Genomic DNA, 16,745 nt, shown 5'->3' on the forward strand with positions numbered 1-16,745 from the left:
TAAAAAATTATTTCTTATCCAGAGAGGTGGAGGGACAGGCCCGATGAAGCCTCAGCAGCAGGTCTGCGAAGACACTGTGCTAATTCCTGCGGGTGAAGAACCCTGATAGATAAGACGAGCGGTTTTATTTGTCAGCAGCGCACTCGGAAGAGTGCGTTTTGTTGTTTTCTGGATGTAGACGAGGGAGAAGAGAGAATGGACAACGAGAATAAGCCTGGTTTTCAGAGAAAAATGCAAGCAAGACATGTCATCATGCTCTCACTCGGCGGTGTGATCGGCACAGGGCTGTTCCTGAGTTCGGGATACACCATTCAGCAGGCGGGGCCCTTTGGAACCATTCTGTCGTACCTGATCGGCGCGTTGGCGGTTTATCTGGTCATGCTTTGTCTGGGGGAACTGTCTGTACACATGCCAGAGACGGGAGCCTTTCATACGTATGCCGCCCGATACATAGGTCCGGGCACGGGTTATACGGTCGCCTGGCTGTACTGGCTGACGTGGACGGTAGCGCTGGGTTCCGAGTTTACAGCTGCGGGCCTGCTGATGCAGCGCTGGTTCCCGACCATCGAGGTATGGATCTGGAGCGCTCTGTTCGCGATTGTGATCCTGTTCGTGAATGTACTGACGGTTCGTTTTTTTGCGGAGTCCGAATTCTGGTTCTCTGCTATTAAAGTTCTTGCGATTGTCGTATTCATTATTGTGGGGGCAGGGGCAATGTTTGGCATCATTCCGATGGAGAATTCACAGCCTGCTCCGCTCTTCGGTAACTTTGTGAGCGCAGGCTGGTTTCCGAACGGCGCCTTTGCGATTGTTATGACGATGCTTGCGGTTAACTTTGCCTTCTCCGGCACCGAGCTGATCGGGATTGCGGCCGGTGAGACGGTGGATCCCAAGAAGACCATCCCCAAGGCGATCCGCACAACGCTGTGGCGTCTGATTATCTTTTTCGTAGGAACGATTGTCGTACTGTCGGCTTTGCTTCCTATGGCGGAGGCTGGTGTGACAGAGAGTCCGTTTGTTACGGTCTTTGAGAAGATCGGCGTGCCGTACGCGGCGGACATTATGAATGTTGTCATTTTGACGGCCATTCTCTCTGCTGCCAACTCGGGGCTGTATGCATCATCGCGGATGCTCTGGTCGCTGGCTGACAAGAAGACCGTATCTCCGGTATTTGCGAAGCTGAACGGCAAAGGCGTGCCTGTTAATGCGGTCATTTTCAGTATGGCAGGAGGCGGTCTGGCGCTGCTGTCGAGTATATTTGCACCCAATACGGTCTATATTGCCCTCGTATCTATTTCCGGTCTGGCTGTCGTCGTCGTGTGGATGAGCATCAGCCTGTCCCAGCTGCTGTTCCGCAGGCAGTATATCCGTGAGGGAGGTTTGGTCAAGGATCTGGCTTATGTAACCCCGTGGTATCCGGTTGTTCCGATTGCCTCCTTCCTGTTATGCCTTGCGTCTCTGATAGGGATAGCCTTTGACCCGACCCAGCGGATCGCTCTGTACTGCGGGATTCCATTCATCCTATTGTGCTACGGCACTTATTATTTGACACAGTATTTACAGAAAAGAGGAACAGCCGATGTCGACTCCATCTGAACATCCAGTTACGAATCCTATACAATCTATTCTTCAGCAGTACCCCATTCTAATTCTCGACGGTGCCATGGCAACGGAGCTGGAGCGTCATGGCGCGAACCTGGACGATCCGCTCTGGTCTGCGCGTGTTCTGCTTGAGCAGCCGGACCTGATTTACCAGGTTCACCTCGAATACTTCCGGGCTGGCGCAGACTGTGCCATAACAGCGAGCTACCAGGCGACGGTAGCCGGGTTGGCTGCGCGGGGGATACCTGAACAAGATGCTCTCGCGCTGATTAAACAAACCGTAGCCATTGCTTGTCAGGCGCGTGATGATTTTTGGGCAGAGAATACAGATAAGAACAGACCGAAGCCGCTGGTTGCCGCATCCGTAGGTCCTTACGGGGCCTATCTGGCAGACGGCTCCGAATACGTGGGACATTACGGGGTGTCGGACCATACGCTGCGGGATTTTCATCGTCCGCGTATGGAAGCCTTGATCCAGGCTGGCGCCGACCTGCTGGCATTCGAGACGATACCATCCTTCCAGGAGGCGAAGGTGCTGGCTGAGCTGCTGACGGCCTATCCGCAGGCCTATGCCTGGCTGTCCTTCTCTCTGAGCAGCGGACAGGCGATCAGCGACGGTACACCGCTGGAGGTATGCGCAGAAACGTTCGGGAGCTGTGAACAGATCGCTGCGATCGGAATCAACTGCGCACCCTTAACGATCGTAACGGAAGCCGTCACTGTCCTGCGGCAAGGCACGGGTAAGCCGATCATCGTCTATCCGAACTCGGGAGAGACCTATGATGCCAATACCAAGACATGGCACGGTGAGGGGGCTTGCGACAGCATTGATAACAAAGCTGGAGAGTGGTACGAAGCCGGCGCACGAATCATTGGAGGCTGCTGCAGGACGACGCCAGAGCAGATCCGGGGAATTGCCGAGGCTTGGCGTAGGGGCAGTATGTGACCGATGTAGTTATCTTAGAATCACTGAAAAAGGCCTTTCCCACTGCTCTGTCGAAGAGCAAGGGAACGGCCTTTTGTGTTAGCTGTCAGCCCACATCCACACGGTGAATGTTGCGGAAGCTCAGGTAGGTTACCAGGATGCCCAGAGCCCCCAGGGACAGCGGAACCGCGATGATCGAGCTGAGCGAGAAGCCACCATTGTTAGAACATACGACCATCACAATAAAGATAGACGAGACTAAGGTGGCGGTGACGGATTTGCGGCGCAGACCAACCACAAGCGGCAGCAGACTCATACCCGCAGCCCCTGCTGCCTGCAGCAGGACGTAAAGGCCTTGGCTGTACAGCAGATCGGATGTGAAGGTTTCCTGAACGTGGCCGACACTAGAATTAATGGCAATGAACAAGGCATCGATCAGCAGATTGGCAATCAACACATTTGTGAAGGTCCATACCAGCACCAACAGCAGCTTGGCCGAGATCAGCTTCTGACGGCTGACCGGGTAGGCGAAGAGCAGCGCCATCGTTTTATCCCTGAATTCACTAATAATGAGTCTCGCAATGAACGCCCCGGCATAGATCACGAAGGTAGCACGAACAAACAGATCAACAGCCTGCAGCATCTCTTCCAGGGTATGGAACGGCGGGTCTGCAGGATTATCTCCATCTACAAAATAGAGCAGGGCCATAAAGCCGGCGATGATCGCATAGGCCAGCAGGGGCCCCCACATAAAGCCCTTCAGCTTACCTTTCTTAAGCTCCAGCTTGATGAGATGCAGCATCGGTTTCGCCTCCCTTGATCATATTGAAGAAATACTCTTCCAGCGTTTGATGGCGCCGATTAATGGAAGAGATGGGTACGTCGTTCATTATGAGCGCCTTGGACAAGGCTTCCTGAGTCATCTTTGTCTCGTAGACCCGGATGGACTGCTCCCCGGTACGCTTGAACTGCTGGATACCCAGCTTGTCGGCCAGCACGAAGGCCGCGTGGTTCACATTCGGCGTAACAATCTCCACGTATTCTGTGGTCGAAGCGCGTACCGTATCCATGGATACCTCACGGATCAGACGTCCATGATGGATGACGCCGATCGTATCGGCGACCTGCTCAATTTCCGAGAGCAGGTGGCTGGAGATGAGGAGCGAGATGCCCCATTCGTCGCGCAGACGCCGGAACAGAATGCGCATGGCATGAATGCCCTCCGGGTCTAATCCATTAATCGGTTCATCCAGGATCAGCAGCTCGGGACGGGTCGAGATGGCTCGGGCAATGCCCAGCCGCTGCCTCATGCCGAGGGAGAACTGGCGGACCTGCTTGTTCTCCACACCCAGCAGCTCGACCAGCTCCAGTGCCTCTCTTGCCGCTTGCGGATTGTAGTAGCCCATGTATTCACCATGGAGCTCTAAGTTCTGTTCGGCTGTCAGCCTTTCGTAGAAGACCGGCGTTTCAATGAGGTGCCCGATCCGCTTCAAATGGTCAATGGAATCCACCAGCAGCCGCTCCCCGAACAGCTCGATCTGTCCGCCGGTCGGCTTGACCAGGCCGAGCAGCATTTTCATAATCGTGGACTTACCGGCACCGTTGGGACCGAGAAATCCGTAAATTTCACCCTGCTTCACATTCATGCTGACATTGGATACTGCGGTAGCACTGCCATACTGCTTGCTGAGCAGCCGTGTCTGTATAATATCCGTCACTGTATTTCACTCCCCGTTGGATTTGTTATGTTTACATCTTATCGAGGAACTCTTTCGTTTCTATGTCGCAAATCTTACTTGTTTCTTAAGTTCGGTAACGGTTACGGCTTTCTGTATGTGGATGCGGGTAGAGTCAGGGTGAAACGCGCCCCTGCACCGGGTTCGCTGTCCAGGCTCAGCTTCCCGTTCATCCGCTCGGTCAGCCGTTGGGCAATGGTCAGCCCCAGCCCGCTGCCCTGCACACGGCGGTTCCGGGAATCCTCCATTGTGTACATGCGTTCAAATACACGGGCCTGTTCTGAACGCGCAATCCCGGCTCCCCGGTCTGCAACCTGGATATGCACGTTCTGCTCCAAGCAGGTTAAGGACAGGCCCAGATAGCGACCGTCTGCCCCGTAACGCACCGCATTGGAGAGCAGGTTATCAAGAATTCTCGACAGGGCCTCTTCGTTAGCGTACACCCACACCGGGTGCTCGGGAACAGCAATCTGTACTTCAAATCCTTGTTCGGCGAGGAGATCATAATAGGCAAGAATGCGGTGGCGACAAACCTCACAGGCATCCAGCGGAGTCAAGGGGAGATCGTAATCGTCAGCTTCCAGGCGGGACAGGTCGAAGAAAGCATGAATCAGCTCATGCAATTCCAGGGCCTTCCTGTGGACCTGGCCAAGCATGCGCTGCTGCTCCTCCGGGGAGAGGGAGATCGGTCCCGTCAGAAACTCCGTATAGCCCATAATGACGGTAAGTGGTGTCTTCAGATCGTGAGATACATTGGCGAGCATCCGGCGCATGGCCTGCTCAGTACGGATGTAATCTGCTGACGACTGACGGGCATGATCCAGCAGGGTATTGAGACCCTGAAGCAGTTCCCGCAGCTCCTGAACGCCAGTTACAATCTGAACCCTCTCCCGGGTAAGCGTCAGCCCGGGCCCGTTCAGTGTCGTCATCTTCTGATTAATATAGGTCAAATCCCTTCGCAATGCGCGGTGGGAGGTGTGTTCCCGGAGATAGAGTACAAGGATAATCAAAACTACCAGCAGCATCAGCCACCACAGCAGGCTCATTTACTGTTCCCCCAGCCGATAGCCGATGCCCCACAGGGTGCGGATATAGCGGGGGTGTGAGGGGTCTTCCTCAATCTTCTCCCGCAGACGGCGCATATGTACGTTAATCACGTTCTCATCTCCGTAGTACTCTTCGTTCCAGACCTGCTGGTACAGCATCGCCTTCGTGTAGACCCGGGTAGGATGCTGAATGAACAGCTTCAATATCTGAAACTCCTTGGCCGTCAGCTTAACCTCCTGCTCACCCTTCCACACCTTAAAATTATCAGGATCCATACGGAGTTCCGCATAGCATAGCAGGCTTGGCTCGTCCAGGCTGGATGGTTCAGGCACCGCGTATTGTGTCGCCCTGCGGATGGAGGCCTGCACGCGTGCGGCCAGCTCGATCAGGGAGAAGGGTTTCGCTATATAATCGTCAGCCCCGAACCGCAGGCCCAGCGCTTTATCCACTTCATTGCCCTTGGCTGACAGAATCAGAATAGGCACACGGCTGTGTTCCCGGATCCGGCGCAGAACTTCCATGCCATTCAGCTTGGGCAGCATCAGGTCGAGCAGAACCAAATCGTAGGACGCTGACAGGAATTGCGGCAGAGCCTGTTCTCCGTCGTGCACTACCGTAGAATGATAGCCTTCGGCAGCGAGATATTCAGCAACCATACAGCTGATTTCCGGGTCATCTTCAATAATTAACAGATTGGCTTGCAATGAATGGTCCTCCTATACTCATCTATCTTAGTCCCCACCGGTGAAATGAGGGCAGGAAATGAATGTTAATTCTACTGTAAGTGAGGGTCAGGGAAACCACAAGACATATCTGACAAACGTTATACATTTCCTGACAGTACCATTCGTGGTAAAATCTTGGTGAATTAATTAGTTAATAAATCGAGGAGGATGATCTGATGAGAATCCGTTCAACTGCTGCGGGACTGCTCGCACTGACTCTGGCGATGGGAACGCCGGCAGCTGTATTCGCTCAGGAGAAGCCGCTGCAGACAGCGGTATCCGGTAATCACGTGGTAAGCCCATCCGATACAGCCGCATTTCTGGATGCCTTTTTTGCCCGTGAAGAGATCAAGAAGGAAGGTGCGGCGACAACGGTATCCGTTGTACAGAACGGTAGAGTGATCGCAGAAAAAGGATACGGCAGCATTGACAAAACATCAGGCAAGCCGGTGGATCCGGCACAGACTCCATTTCGGGTAGGATCCATATCAAAGGTGTTCACCGTCATGGGCATCATGCAGCTGGCCGATGAAGGGAAGCTGAAGCTGGATGACAATATCGAGAAGTATCTGGACGGCTACAAGCTGAAGAATCCGTTCGGTACCCCGGTTACCGTAGAGATGCTGCTGACCCACACGACAGGCTTTGAGGTTCGTGATCCGACGGCAGATAACATTCTGTATAATCCTTCCCAGAAGCAGCTGTCGCTGAAGGAGCATCTATTCAAAGTCATGCCACCTGTTGTCCGGGAGCCCGGAACCTCCTATATGTATGATAACTTTGCCTCCGAGCTGGCCGGTTACATCGTGGAAAAAGTGAGCGGGGAGCCTTTTAACGACTATATGAGCAAGCATGTTTTTGAACCTCTGGGCATGACATCCAGCACCTTCGACCCTTCCGGGGAACTGGGTCAGAGACTGCCGGTGGCCTATGGTCCTGACGGAAAAGAGCAGCCGGAGTACCGGGTGTCTCCAACCGTTCTGCCAGAGGGCAGCATGCTGACAACCTCTTCGGATATGACGAAGTTCATGAATGCTTTTCTGAATGGAGGGCGTGCTGCGGATGGAAAGCAGATCTTGTCGCAATCATCGTTACAAGCGATGCAGACGTATCATGTGTCCATTCATCCGGATGTGCCTGATATGACTTATGGGCTGGAGGCCCCGATGCCGCTCTCCGCAGCGAATGGAAGGAATGTGATTGCCAAGGGCGGCAGTATTCCCGGCTTCCAGTCCTACATGTTCCTGCTGCCGGAGGCGAAGACCGCCTTATTCGTGAGCAGTACGAGCGTAAGTGGTCTTAATGAGAAGCTGTATGAAGCGTTCATGGACTATTACTATCCAGGGAAGCCGAACTTCGGTACAGCAAACTATCCGTCCCAGTCTCAGGCTGCTCTTCATAAGTTTGAAGGAATCTACAGGGACCTGCGGATCGGCAGCATGCTGACCGGTATCCGCGCCAACGCGGACGGTACATTGACGCTCGGAGATCAGACCGGTATTCAGCATGTGCTGAAGCAGACCGGGGATCTGCTGTTTGTCGATGAGCAGGGCAACCCGGCCGCCTTCAAGGCGGATGAAGAGGGGCAGATCCAGTACATTAAATACAGCAATCCCGGCAGTTATGCCGCCAAGGCAGAACAGGCGCGAGGATTTGCCGATGTACCGGCAGACCATCCGTATGGCCAATACATCTATGGACTGCAGTCCCTTGGAGTCATCACGGGAACACCAGAGCAGAAGTTCGGAACGGAAGAGGAGGTTACCCGGGAGCAGTTTATTCATGCCCTCATGCATCAATTCCAATTTCCGCCATCACGTAACCAGTCGGTATTTAAAGATACGGCCGAGTCACCCTATGAAGCCGAAATTCAGGGAGCCGTCGACCTGGGGCTGCTGTCCGGCATGGGGAATGGCCGTTTTGAACCGAACCGCAGCATTAAACGTGAAGAGGCAGCGGTTATTGTCCGGAATCTGCTGACCTTATCAGGTATCCCTGTCAATGAGAGCCGCACTATGCTGGCGGGAGACACATCGCCATGGGCAGAGGCGGCGGTCCGTACCTTGATTGATTTGCAGATACATGGCCGGGAGGTCACCCTCAATGAGGGCGTATATGACTACGGTTCTCGGCGTGCGCTGAACCGCCAGGAGCTGGCGGCCATCCAGTATTTGCTGATGCTGCCCGAGAAGCCGCTGCTGCCTTAGGAATGGATTATAACAGGAAGGATGGCCGGATGGGATGGCGGCTTCCGATGCAACCGGCGGTATTTAGGTTAAGAATGGAGTGAGTGAGACGTTAAGGGAGAGATGACAGATGCGGCAAGCGATGATGATCAGCAATCCATCTTCGGGCAGGGAAGAGGCTCAGCGTTATGTAGATCAGGTCCGTGATGTACTGGCCAGTCAGGGATATGAAGTCATTCTGAATGAGACAGCGGGTGAAGGGGATGCTACGGACTTTTGCCGGAGTGCCTGCCGGGATGCCTGTGACCTGGTCGTCTCGATTGGCGGCGATGGTACGCTGCATGAGACGATTAACGGCATGATTGACCAGGATCATCGTCCCAGGCTGGGTGTAGTGCCACTCGGTACAGTAAATGACTTTGCCCGTGCTCTCCATATTCCATTGGATCCGGAGCAGGCAATTGCCACCCTGAATTCAAGCCGGGTTCATCCTGTGGATCTGGGGAGAATAAATGAAGGTCTGTTCGCCAATGTCGCTGCCGCAGGTTCACTGGCGGAGTCCTTGTCGGCCGTATCATCAGAAGAAAAGTCGAAGCTGGGATCTCTGGCTTACATCAAGGAAGGCATCAAGAAGCTGATCCATACTCCCGCCTATCCGCTGGTTATTGAGCATGACGGACAGGTGTGGGAAGGAGAAGCCCCGCTGTTCCTGGCCGCACTGACCAACTCCGTCGGCGGATTCGAGAAGCTGGTTCCCGGTGCTGAGGTTGATGATGGCTGGATTCACTGCTTTGTCATTAAAAATATTGGGGTGCTCAATTCGCTGACCCTGGGAACGTCACTGCTGTTCGGCAGTCTGATGAATCATAAGGATGTTGTTTATTTTACTGCACGTCAGGTGAAAGTGAGCTCGACAGAGTCCGTCTCCACCAATGTGGATGGGGAGGAGGGGCCTCCTCTTCCCATTCATCTGAGCATCCTGCCGAGGTATGTGGAGGTCGTCGTACCGGAAGAAGAATAAAGTCATAGGCACGTCAGCCTGCCGGGCTGCGTGCCTTTTTAGTTTGGGAGCGGCGGACGGATGCCCGAGCGGCTGAGCGCTTGTTCAAATAGCTGTACAGATTTCCTGCCAGCAATCCGATATACAGGTAGCTGAGACCCCCCCAATATACATATACCAGGGTGCCGACCATGGCAACCAGCAGTCCGAACAGCATTTGCTGTGTGGTTTTGGCGGGGCTTGTTGGCGGGTCTGTCAGCATAAAAAAAGCAAAAAATAACGTTGCATTAATGAATGGGGGCCGAAACGCATCCGATACCTCGCCCAGACCAAGCAAGCTTGCAAGGCTCAGGAGCCCAAAGGTTGCCGCCAGGAAGGTGAATACCTGAGGGTATTTGTGGATCCGATTCACGATGGGATACCCGCAGATCAGCAGAAATGTCAGCATCCAGACCGGCAGGTCCCCAAAAGCACCCCACCAGCTTTGACCAGTATGCAGCAGCGGGATAACGAGCAGCAGGCCGACGGCGGCAGGATTAAAGACCGCTTTCTTCTTATAAACCAGTAAATGCTTGGACAAAATGGACAAAACAGCAGTGACGGCGGCCGTCAAGGCGGAGGAGGTTATGCTCAGAATCAGCCCGACAATGAACCCGGTAATGAGTGTGCTGTCGGATACAGACCACTTCCTGCGTGTGACCGCCCGGCAAACATTGTCTGTTAATACGGCAGCCAACACGGCGGCCAGGGTATGAATCACGCCCGTAAGAGTGTGAGAACCTGCGGAGGCAGCAGCCAGACAGAACAGCATGGCGAGCAGCATGTAGGCCTTGGGTGTTCGCAGCCATTTGGTGAAAGTCATTTAGAACCCTCCTATATTGATGATATCGAGCTGGCCTGTAACGAAGAGAGCCGTGAGACCCATAGCCTCAATCCAGGCGGCTCCCTTGTCCGGGCCGTATAAAAAGGCCGCTGTAGAGAATGCATCTGCCATCATGGCGTAAGGCGCCTTGAGGCTGATGCTCACCAGATCCTGGGGCGAACGCATGGTGTCCGGCCGAATAATGTGATGGTTGCCGGGAATGTTGCGGCTGCGGCGTTCGTAGCTGCCCGAAGTACATAAAGCTTCATCCTCCAGCAGACACAGGTGGATCAATTCATCTGCAATTTCCGGATGCTGAATGCCAGCGGCCCACGGCTGATCACGATGATCTCGCCCTCCCGCATACAAATCCCCGCCGGCATTGACCAGGAAGCCATGCAGATTCTGCAGCTGTCGGGCTGCGAGGTCGATGGCAAATCCCTTGGCAGCAGCTCCCAAATCCACAAGCAGCGGTTGATGGATGTACAACGTTCGATCCGCCTCATCCAGAATCAGGTCCCGGTACGTGGCGGATGTATTGACTGAATCTGCTGCCATGCGTTCACCGGTCAGATAGTGGCGGTCAAACCCCTGTTTAATCAGTGTGCTGCCTATACAAGGATCAAACAGGCCCTCCGTAGCCTCAGCCAGCTGTATGGCAAAACGGAGCGGCTCGAAGAGATAAGGGCTGAGTGGCACGGGCTGCTGAATACACCGGCAGGCTATGGACAGCTCGCTGTCAGCATCAAAACGGCTGCAGGCCAGCTCAACCTGACGGAACATTTCAAATGCCTGCTGAATGTGCAGCTCCGCCTCCTGCAAGGACAGGCTGTCATCGTGGACCGCCTGGATATCGACAACGGTGTCCATATAGAGCCGGGTACGCCGCAGCACATGCAATGAGTCAGGCATTGCGTGCCTTGGCCAGGGCATCATTAACGGCATCTGTGAAGGCTTCCGTGCTGTAAGTAGCCCCGGATACATTTGTTAACGACGTATTTTGCTGCTGGATGACCTCTGCAGGGAGATCTGCCACGTCACTCATGGAATAGTGCATACCGTAATTGCTGATCACCACGTCTGTAATTTTATCCTTGCTGATCTTGATCGTAACTTCGATAGAGCCGCGGCGGTTCATTCCCAGTCCCGTGAAGGTCCCGTCCTGATAGACTCGTTTCGGAGCTGCGGCAGCTGGCTTATCCGCAGGTGCAGGGATAGAGGCTGTGCTGTCGATCGTAAGAGAGCCGGCCGCTGATCCGGACTGAACGTGAGACTGTGCTGATGCCGGGATCGCTGCATCGGTGAGTGAGGGATCTGTAAGATGGTAACCGGCGGCATACACAGCCGTGATGGCTGCCGAACATAGAACCACCCACTTTTTATCCATTTTAGCCATATGCTTATCCTCCGTTATAGACATCGATTAATCGGTCAACTGGCTTCAGTATAGCGACAGAACCTTAGAATTTTATTAGAGTTATGCACGATGATGGTGCTGACAACAAGAAGGATATAAAGGCCGTCATTTCTAATCAAAACTAAAGAAACCGGTATTATAATCAATGCTGGACGCTCGAATAAGAAGAAAATAGGTGAATGGATGCGAATACTGATCATTGAGGACGATACCGCGCTGCGAAATATTGTAACGACCATCCTGGAGGAAGAAGCCTACGAGGTAGAGGCCTCCGGGCAGGGAAAGGAAGGGCTGTGGATGGCCCGTTCGGGAGATTATGATCTCGTTATTGTGGATCTGATGCTTCCGGAGATGGATGGGATTACGGTGATTCAGGAGCTGTACGCTGAGGGCAAGGACACGCCGACGCTGATTTTGACAGCCAAGGATCGGGTTGAAGATAAGGTTAAAGGACTGGACGTAGGAGCAGACGATTATCTGGTGAAGCCCTTTGCAACAGAGGAATTTCTGGCACGGGTACGTTCCGTTCTGCGGAGAGCCGGGAAGCTGGGTATTGAAGGCAGGCTCCACTACGGGCCGATGGTACTGGATACGAGACAGCAGACATGCCGCGTAGATGAGCAGGAGCTCAAGCTGACGAAAAAGGAGTATGAGCTGCTGCATTATCTGATACAGAACCGGGAGCAGATCCTGATCCGTGACCAGATCTATGACCGGGTCTGGGGACTTGATTCCAATGCCGGTGAGACTGTGGTTGATGTCTATATCCATTACTTGCGCAAGAAACTGAGTGGTTACAGCTGCGGAGAATGGATCCGTACGGTCCGCGGTGTCGGCTATATGCTGTCGGAGGAATAACATGTTCAAACAAACGAGACGCCGCTTGATACTGGTGAATTCCATCGTTCTGCTGGTCATTCTGCTTGGCTTTGGCACGTTCCTGTACACCTTTATGCAGCACCGGCTCTACAGCCAGGCAGACGAGACACTCCAGCACGTCAAACGGTACATTCTGCAGGAACAACAGGAAGGAACATCGGAATGGCTGCAAAGCTATGATGATAACTACGAGCAGCGAACCGTCCTTTTGTTATGGGGCAAGAAAGGGGAGCTGGATAAAGAGCTGCCGGAGAACGTGCTGAACGATGAGACGATCGGCCGGATCGGACAGCTGCCGCGGACGGACGCGCTGCAGAGTCTCGAAGTAGAAAGAGCCGCTTACCGGGTGCTGGAGGTGCCGATGGGTCAGCAGGTAACGGTGGATCATCAGTCCATGTACGTGGAGCGCGTGCAGCTGGTCTATAATCTGGTACGAGAGCACGAAATGCTGGAGCACCTGCGCAGGTTCATCGGTTTCGGCAGCCTTGTCAGCCTTGCGGTAGCTGTGCTGGCCGGTTTCTTTCTGGCACACCGGGCACTGATTCCTATCCAGTCTGCCTGGAACAGACAGTCCCAATTTACAGCGGATGCTTCACATGAGCTGCGTACACCGCTGGCGGTCATGAAGCTGAATCTGGAACGGCTCTTCCGTCATCCGAAACATACGATTGAGCAGGAGAGCCCGCATATTTCCCAGGCGATCAGCGAGATCAAATATATGACCCGGATGGTCACCCAGCTGCTGACGCTTGCCCAATCGGATGCCAACCAGCTGGAGCTGAAGTTGTCACCAGTGGATCTGAGCAGCCTGCTGGAGAAGACAGCCCGTGGTTTTGCAGAGCTGGCCGAGTCTAAAGGCATTCTGGTAACCGCAGCAGTCGAGCCGGGTATTGAAATTTCGGGGGACCCGGAGCGGCTCTACCAGCTGCTTGTCATTTTGCTGGATAATGCTCTGAGGTATACGCCAAATGGCGGCCGTATTCAGGTGGAGGCTTCGGTTAGGGGAGGGCAGATTTATACGTCTGTTCGTGATACGGGCTCAGGCATTCCACCTGAAGACATGCCGAGGATCTTCGACCGCTTCTACCGGGGGAATAAAGCTAGGACCCGGCAGGGGGAAGACGGTTATGAAGGTACCGGTCTGGGTCTTTCTATTGCCCGGTGGATCGTGGAGCAGCATGGCGGCAGAATCCGGGTATCCAGTCAATTAGGAGCGGGCAGCCAGTTTACGATACAGTTCCCGATGGGGCGAAAAAGGATGAGCGATTAATTGTGTGAAAAAAGGCTTATCTCTAAGGAGATAAGCCTTTTTCTATATTGATCGTGACCTGTTAGGTTAGGTTTCTGCGATTTCCATCCGACACTTCTTCTCATGCTCCAGCAGCCAGGTCTTGCGCGGCAGCCCGCCGCCATACCCGCCCAGCTCACCGTTCGCATTGATGACCCGGTGGCAGGGGATGATGATGGCCAGCTGATTGGCTCCATTCGCCTGCGCAACAGCCCGATAGGCTGTCGGCCGGCCGAGAGCAGCCGCAATCGCCATGTAGGAGCGCGTCTCTCCCGGGGGAATGGCGGTCAGCTGTGCCCACACGCTCCGCTGGAAGGGCGAGCCGAGCAGCCCGAGCGGGGTCTCGAAGGAGGTCAAACGCCCTACAAAGTAAAGCTTCAGTTCCTGCTCGACCGACTCGATCGGTGCCGAGCTTCCCGGTACAATGGCGCACTTCAGGCGCTGACGCATCCGCTCGACCTCGCGTTCAAGCCCCCGGCGGTCTACAAACTCGAGCAGGTACAGGACATCCTCATCGGCAATAGCCATCATGGGTCCAAGCGGTGTATCCAGCCAGGATGCCTTCAGGACACGGGTGTCGTTCAGTCTGGAAGGGGCGGCGCCCATAATACGGGAGAAGGCATCACGGAAGCCGCTGTCAGACTCATAACCGGCGGAGAGCTGCGTGTCGACAACCGTGCGTCCTGCACGGATGTTTTTGAGTGCTATGCCCATCCGGCGGGCACGGGCGTAAGCGACGAAGGTCATTCCGAACCGCTTCTTGAACTGGCGGCGGGCTGTTGATTCGTCAATTGCCAGCTCCCGAAAGTCTTGTGTCTTCCAGCGCTTCTCGGGCTGGCGCTCCACAGCTTCCACCAGGAGGCGGACGGTCGGCGGGACATGATTCGGATGTGAGAGCGGCTGACAGCGCTGGCATGGCCGATATGAGGCGAGCAGTGCCTCCTGGGCTGTTGCGAAGAACTCACAGTTCTCGAATTTAGGTTTGCGTGCGGGACAGGTAGGACGGCAGAATATGCCGGTTGTTCGGACACCGACATAGAACACCCCTTCATATTCAGTGTTTTTCTGCAGCAGTGCTTCATAAAATTCGGAATAACGTTCGGCCTGGATCATGGACAAGCACGTCCTCTTTTCATCAATTTGATCTCATTATAAAGTTTTTGCGTGCAGAACGCCGCCGAAAATCAGGCATGGATTTTATTTAGAGTTGTTACACGGGAGTGATCGTTGTACAATATGTTTAAATGTTTAAACATATGAACGGAGGGAAAGGATGAGCAAGCAGGCATTTCAGGTTTTTCAGCAGTGTATTCCGGTATTTGAGACCTTGAGAGACCCCCATCGGCAGCGTATCATTCTCACCCTGTGTGAACAGGGAGAGCTGACCGTGAATGAGATTGCAGAACAGTCGCTGCTGTCCCGTCCGGCGATATCTCACCATCTGAAGCTGCTGCGGGAGCATGGCTTAATTGCGGTGAAGCAGCAGGGGACCCAGCGGATCTATTCTGCTTCACTGACTTCATCCATCGGCCTGCTGAAAGAGCTGACGGGGCTGCTGGAGCAGGAAGAGAGCAGGCGCATGGCCGGCGATCAGGCGGTGAATACGGCGACCCCGATGCAGCGGGAAGGAGGGGGCACGCATGAATAAACATGGACGTCATCCGGGGGAATGGACACCGCCGGAGATTGAAGGCATACTTGCTGCCCAGAAGAATTATTTTGGGAACAGGGAGACCCTGGATATCGATTTCCGGCTGCGTCAGCTCAACAAGCTGAGACAGGCCATTCTGGATTACGAGGACAGGCTGAACGAAGCATTGATGCAGGATCTCGGGAAATCTGCATTCGAGAGCTACGCTACAGAGATCGGCTTTGTTCTGAACAGCATCCGCCATACGATGAAGCATCTTCGTTCCTGGTCGAAGCCGAAGCGGGTGCGGACACCGCTCGTGCTGTTCCCGTCCAGCAGCAAAGTCATGTATGAGCCCTATGGCAGCGTGCTGATTATCGCGCCGTTCAATTATCCGTTCCAGCTGCTGATTGAACCGTTGGCAGGAGCGATGGCGGCCGGGAACTGTGCTGTTGTCAAGCCTTCAGAAATTGTACCGCATGTGTCCGCGGTTCTGTCGGAGATGATCGGCAGCACTTTCGATCCCGCCTATATCCGCTGTGTTGAAGGCGGGGTAGAGACGAACACCTCTCTGATTCATGCGCCGTTTGACTACATTTTCTTCACCGGAAGTGTTGCGGTGGGGAGGATTGTGATGGAAGCCGCTGCCCGCCATCTCGTACCAGTAACCCTGGAGCTTGGGGGGAAGAGTCCGGCTATCGTGGATCAGACGGCTGATCTTCGCGCTGCTGCCGAGCGCATTATCTGGGGCAAGACGCTTAATGCTGGCCAGACCTGCGTCGCCCCGGACTATCTTCTGGTGCATGCCAGCGTGAAGGAGAAGCTGCTGACCGAGATGAAGCAGACCCTTGTACGGTTCTACGGCACGTCGATGGAGGACAGTGCAGATTATGGGCGTATCGTGAGCGACCGGCACTGGACTCGCCTGCGGGACATCCTGGAGCAGGACCGCGGCGGTATTCGGTACGGCGGCAGCATGAACCCCGAAACGCGGTACCTGGAGCCAACGCTGTTGGAAGCTGCATGGGAGTCAGCGAGTATGCAGGATGAAATTTTCGGACCGATTCTGCCGATACTGACCTTCGAACGGCTTGATGAGGTTATAGCGTCTGTGAACGGCCGGCCCAAACCGCTGGCGCTCTACCTGTTCACGGAGGACCTCAGTGTAGAGCAGCGTGTACTGGCCGGGATCTCGGCCGGAGGTGTCAGCGTTAACGATACCATCACCCATCTGGCAAACCCTGAACTGCCGTTCGGCGGGGTCGGGTCTTCGGGTATCGGATCGTATCACGGTCATCGCAGCTTTGTTACATTCTCTCACGAGAAAAGTATATTGAAAAAGAACAGCCGGATCCGGCTGCAGCTCCTTTTCCCCCCGTACACGCCGAAGAAACAGAAATTCATCCGCCGGATGATGAAGTAACTCTATGAATACTAATAACCCCATC

Annotated in this window: 16 protein-coding genes and 1 riboswitch; of the genes, 8 read left to right on the plus strand and 8 right to left on the minus strand. The window is 54.4% G+C overall.

Annotation, left to right across the window (positions count from 1 at the left end; genetic code table 11):
• Positions 1 to 11: 11 nt before the first annotated feature.
• Positions 12 to 116, plus strand: a riboswitch (SAM riboswitch).
• Between the two features lie 79 nt (positions 117 to 195).
• Complete coding sequence (gene mmuP / locus Q5741_RS07555) at positions 196 to 1,596, plus strand: S-methylmethionine permease (RefSeq protein WP_305023468.1); 1,401 nt, start codon at positions 196 to 198, stop codon at positions 1,594 to 1,596.
• A complete protein-coding gene (mmuM, locus tag Q5741_RS07560) occupies positions 1,580 to 2,548 on the plus strand; it encodes a homocysteine S-methyltransferase (protein ID WP_305023469.1) in 969 nt (322 codons plus the stop codon). The genes mmuP and mmuM overlap by 17 nt, the downstream gene beginning before the upstream one ends.
• A gap of 85 nt (positions 2,549 to 2,633) precedes the next feature.
• On the opposite strand, the gene Q5741_RS07565 is transcribed toward mmuM, so the two are convergent.
• From Q5741_RS07565 to Q5741_RS07580, 4 genes are all read right to left on the minus strand, one after another.
• Entirely contained in the window at positions 2,634 to 3,329 is a 696-nt protein-coding gene (locus tag Q5741_RS07565) for an ABC transporter permease (protein WP_305023470.1), read from the minus strand.
• Positions 3,301 to 4,245, minus strand: coding sequence for an ATP-binding cassette domain-containing protein (locus Q5741_RS07570; RefSeq protein ID WP_305023471.1), 945 nt, complete (start codon positions 4,243 to 4,245; stop codon positions 3,301 to 3,303). The genes Q5741_RS07565 and Q5741_RS07570 overlap by 29 nt, the downstream gene beginning before the upstream one ends.
• Positions 4,246 to 4,346: 101 nt before the next feature.
• Positions 4,347 to 5,309: a sensor histidine kinase gene (locus Q5741_RS07575; RefSeq protein WP_305023472.1), complete on the minus strand. Its 963-nt coding sequence runs from the start codon at positions 5,307 to 5,309 to the stop codon at positions 4,347 to 4,349.
• Positions 5,310 to 6,014 (minus strand): response regulator transcription factor, encoded by a 705-nt coding sequence (locus Q5741_RS07580; protein WP_305023473.1) that lies wholly within the window; start codon positions 6,012 to 6,014, stop codon positions 5,310 to 5,312.
• 197 nt (positions 6,015 to 6,211) lie between these two features.
• Between Q5741_RS07580 and Q5741_RS07585 the strand changes: the two genes are divergently transcribed.
• Entirely contained in the window at positions 6,212 to 8,242 is a 2,031-nt protein-coding gene (locus Q5741_RS07585; RefSeq protein WP_305023474.1) for a serine hydrolase, read from the plus strand.
• A gap of 109 nt (positions 8,243 to 8,351) precedes the next feature.
• Complete coding sequence (locus Q5741_RS07590; RefSeq protein WP_305023475.1) at positions 8,352 to 9,242, plus strand: diacylglycerol/lipid kinase family protein; 891 nt, start codon at positions 8,352 to 8,354, stop codon at positions 9,240 to 9,242.
• Between the two features lie 13 nt (positions 9,243 to 9,255).
• Here the strand turns inward: Q5741_RS07590 and Q5741_RS07595 are convergent, their stop codons facing one another.
• From Q5741_RS07595 to Q5741_RS07605, 3 genes are read right to left on the minus strand one after another with little or no spacing between them, the layout of a single operon-like run.
• A complete protein-coding gene (locus Q5741_RS07595) occupies positions 9,256 to 10,083 on the minus strand; it encodes an RnfABCDGE type electron transport complex subunit D (protein WP_305023476.1) in 828 nt (275 codons plus the stop codon).
• Positions 10,084 to 10,995 (minus strand): FAD:protein FMN transferase, encoded by a 912-nt coding sequence (locus Q5741_RS07600; protein WP_305023477.1) that lies wholly within the window; start codon positions 10,993 to 10,995, stop codon positions 10,084 to 10,086.
• On the minus strand, positions 10,988 to 11,479 hold the full coding sequence (locus Q5741_RS07605; protein WP_305023478.1) for an FMN-binding protein: 492 nt from the start codon (positions 11,477 to 11,479) through the stop codon (positions 10,988 to 10,990). The genes Q5741_RS07600 and Q5741_RS07605 overlap by 8 nt, the downstream gene beginning before the upstream one ends.
• 204 nt (positions 11,480 to 11,683) lie before the next feature.
• Here Q5741_RS07605 and Q5741_RS07610 point away from each other — a divergent pair, with 204 nt between their 5' ends.
• Together Q5741_RS07610 and Q5741_RS07615 are read left to right on the plus strand one after the other, a co-directional pair.
• Entirely contained in the window at positions 11,684 to 12,358 is a 675-nt protein-coding gene (locus Q5741_RS07610; protein WP_305023479.1) for a response regulator transcription factor, read from the plus strand.
• Position 12,359: 1 nt separating this feature from the next.
• On the plus strand, positions 12,360 to 13,649 hold the full coding sequence (locus Q5741_RS07615; RefSeq protein ID WP_305023480.1) for a sensor histidine kinase: 1,290 nt from the start codon (positions 12,360 to 12,362) through the stop codon (positions 13,647 to 13,649).
• 66 nt (positions 13,650 to 13,715) lie between these two features.
• Here Q5741_RS07615 and Q5741_RS07620 read toward each other — a convergent pair whose 3' ends face one another.
• The gene (locus tag Q5741_RS07620; RefSeq protein ID WP_305023813.1) at positions 13,716 to 14,780 is read right to left on the minus strand and encodes a bifunctional transcriptional activator/DNA repair enzyme AdaA; all 1,065 of its coding nucleotides are present in this window, start codon (positions 14,778 to 14,780) and stop codon (positions 13,716 to 13,718) included.
• A gap of 160 nt (positions 14,781 to 14,940) precedes the next feature.
• On the opposite strand from Q5741_RS07620, the gene Q5741_RS07625 reads away from it, so the two are divergent.
• Together Q5741_RS07625 and Q5741_RS07630 are read left to right on the plus strand one after the other, a co-directional pair.
• Entirely contained in the window at positions 14,941 to 15,315 is a 375-nt protein-coding gene (locus Q5741_RS07625; RefSeq protein WP_345784153.1) for an ArsR/SmtB family transcription factor, read from the plus strand.
• Complete coding sequence (locus Q5741_RS07630) at positions 15,308 to 16,720, plus strand: aldehyde dehydrogenase (RefSeq protein WP_305023481.1); 1,413 nt, start codon at positions 15,308 to 15,310, stop codon at positions 16,718 to 16,720. Before Q5741_RS07625 ends, Q5741_RS07630 begins: the two co-directional genes overlap by 8 nt.
• The last annotated feature ends 25 nt before the right edge of the window (positions 16,721 to 16,745 follow it).

Source organism: Paenibacillus lacisoli (genome assembly GCF_030580655.1).
Classification (GTDB): domain Bacteria; phylum Bacillota; class Bacilli; order Paenibacillales; family Paenibacillaceae; genus Paenibacillus; species Paenibacillus lacisoli.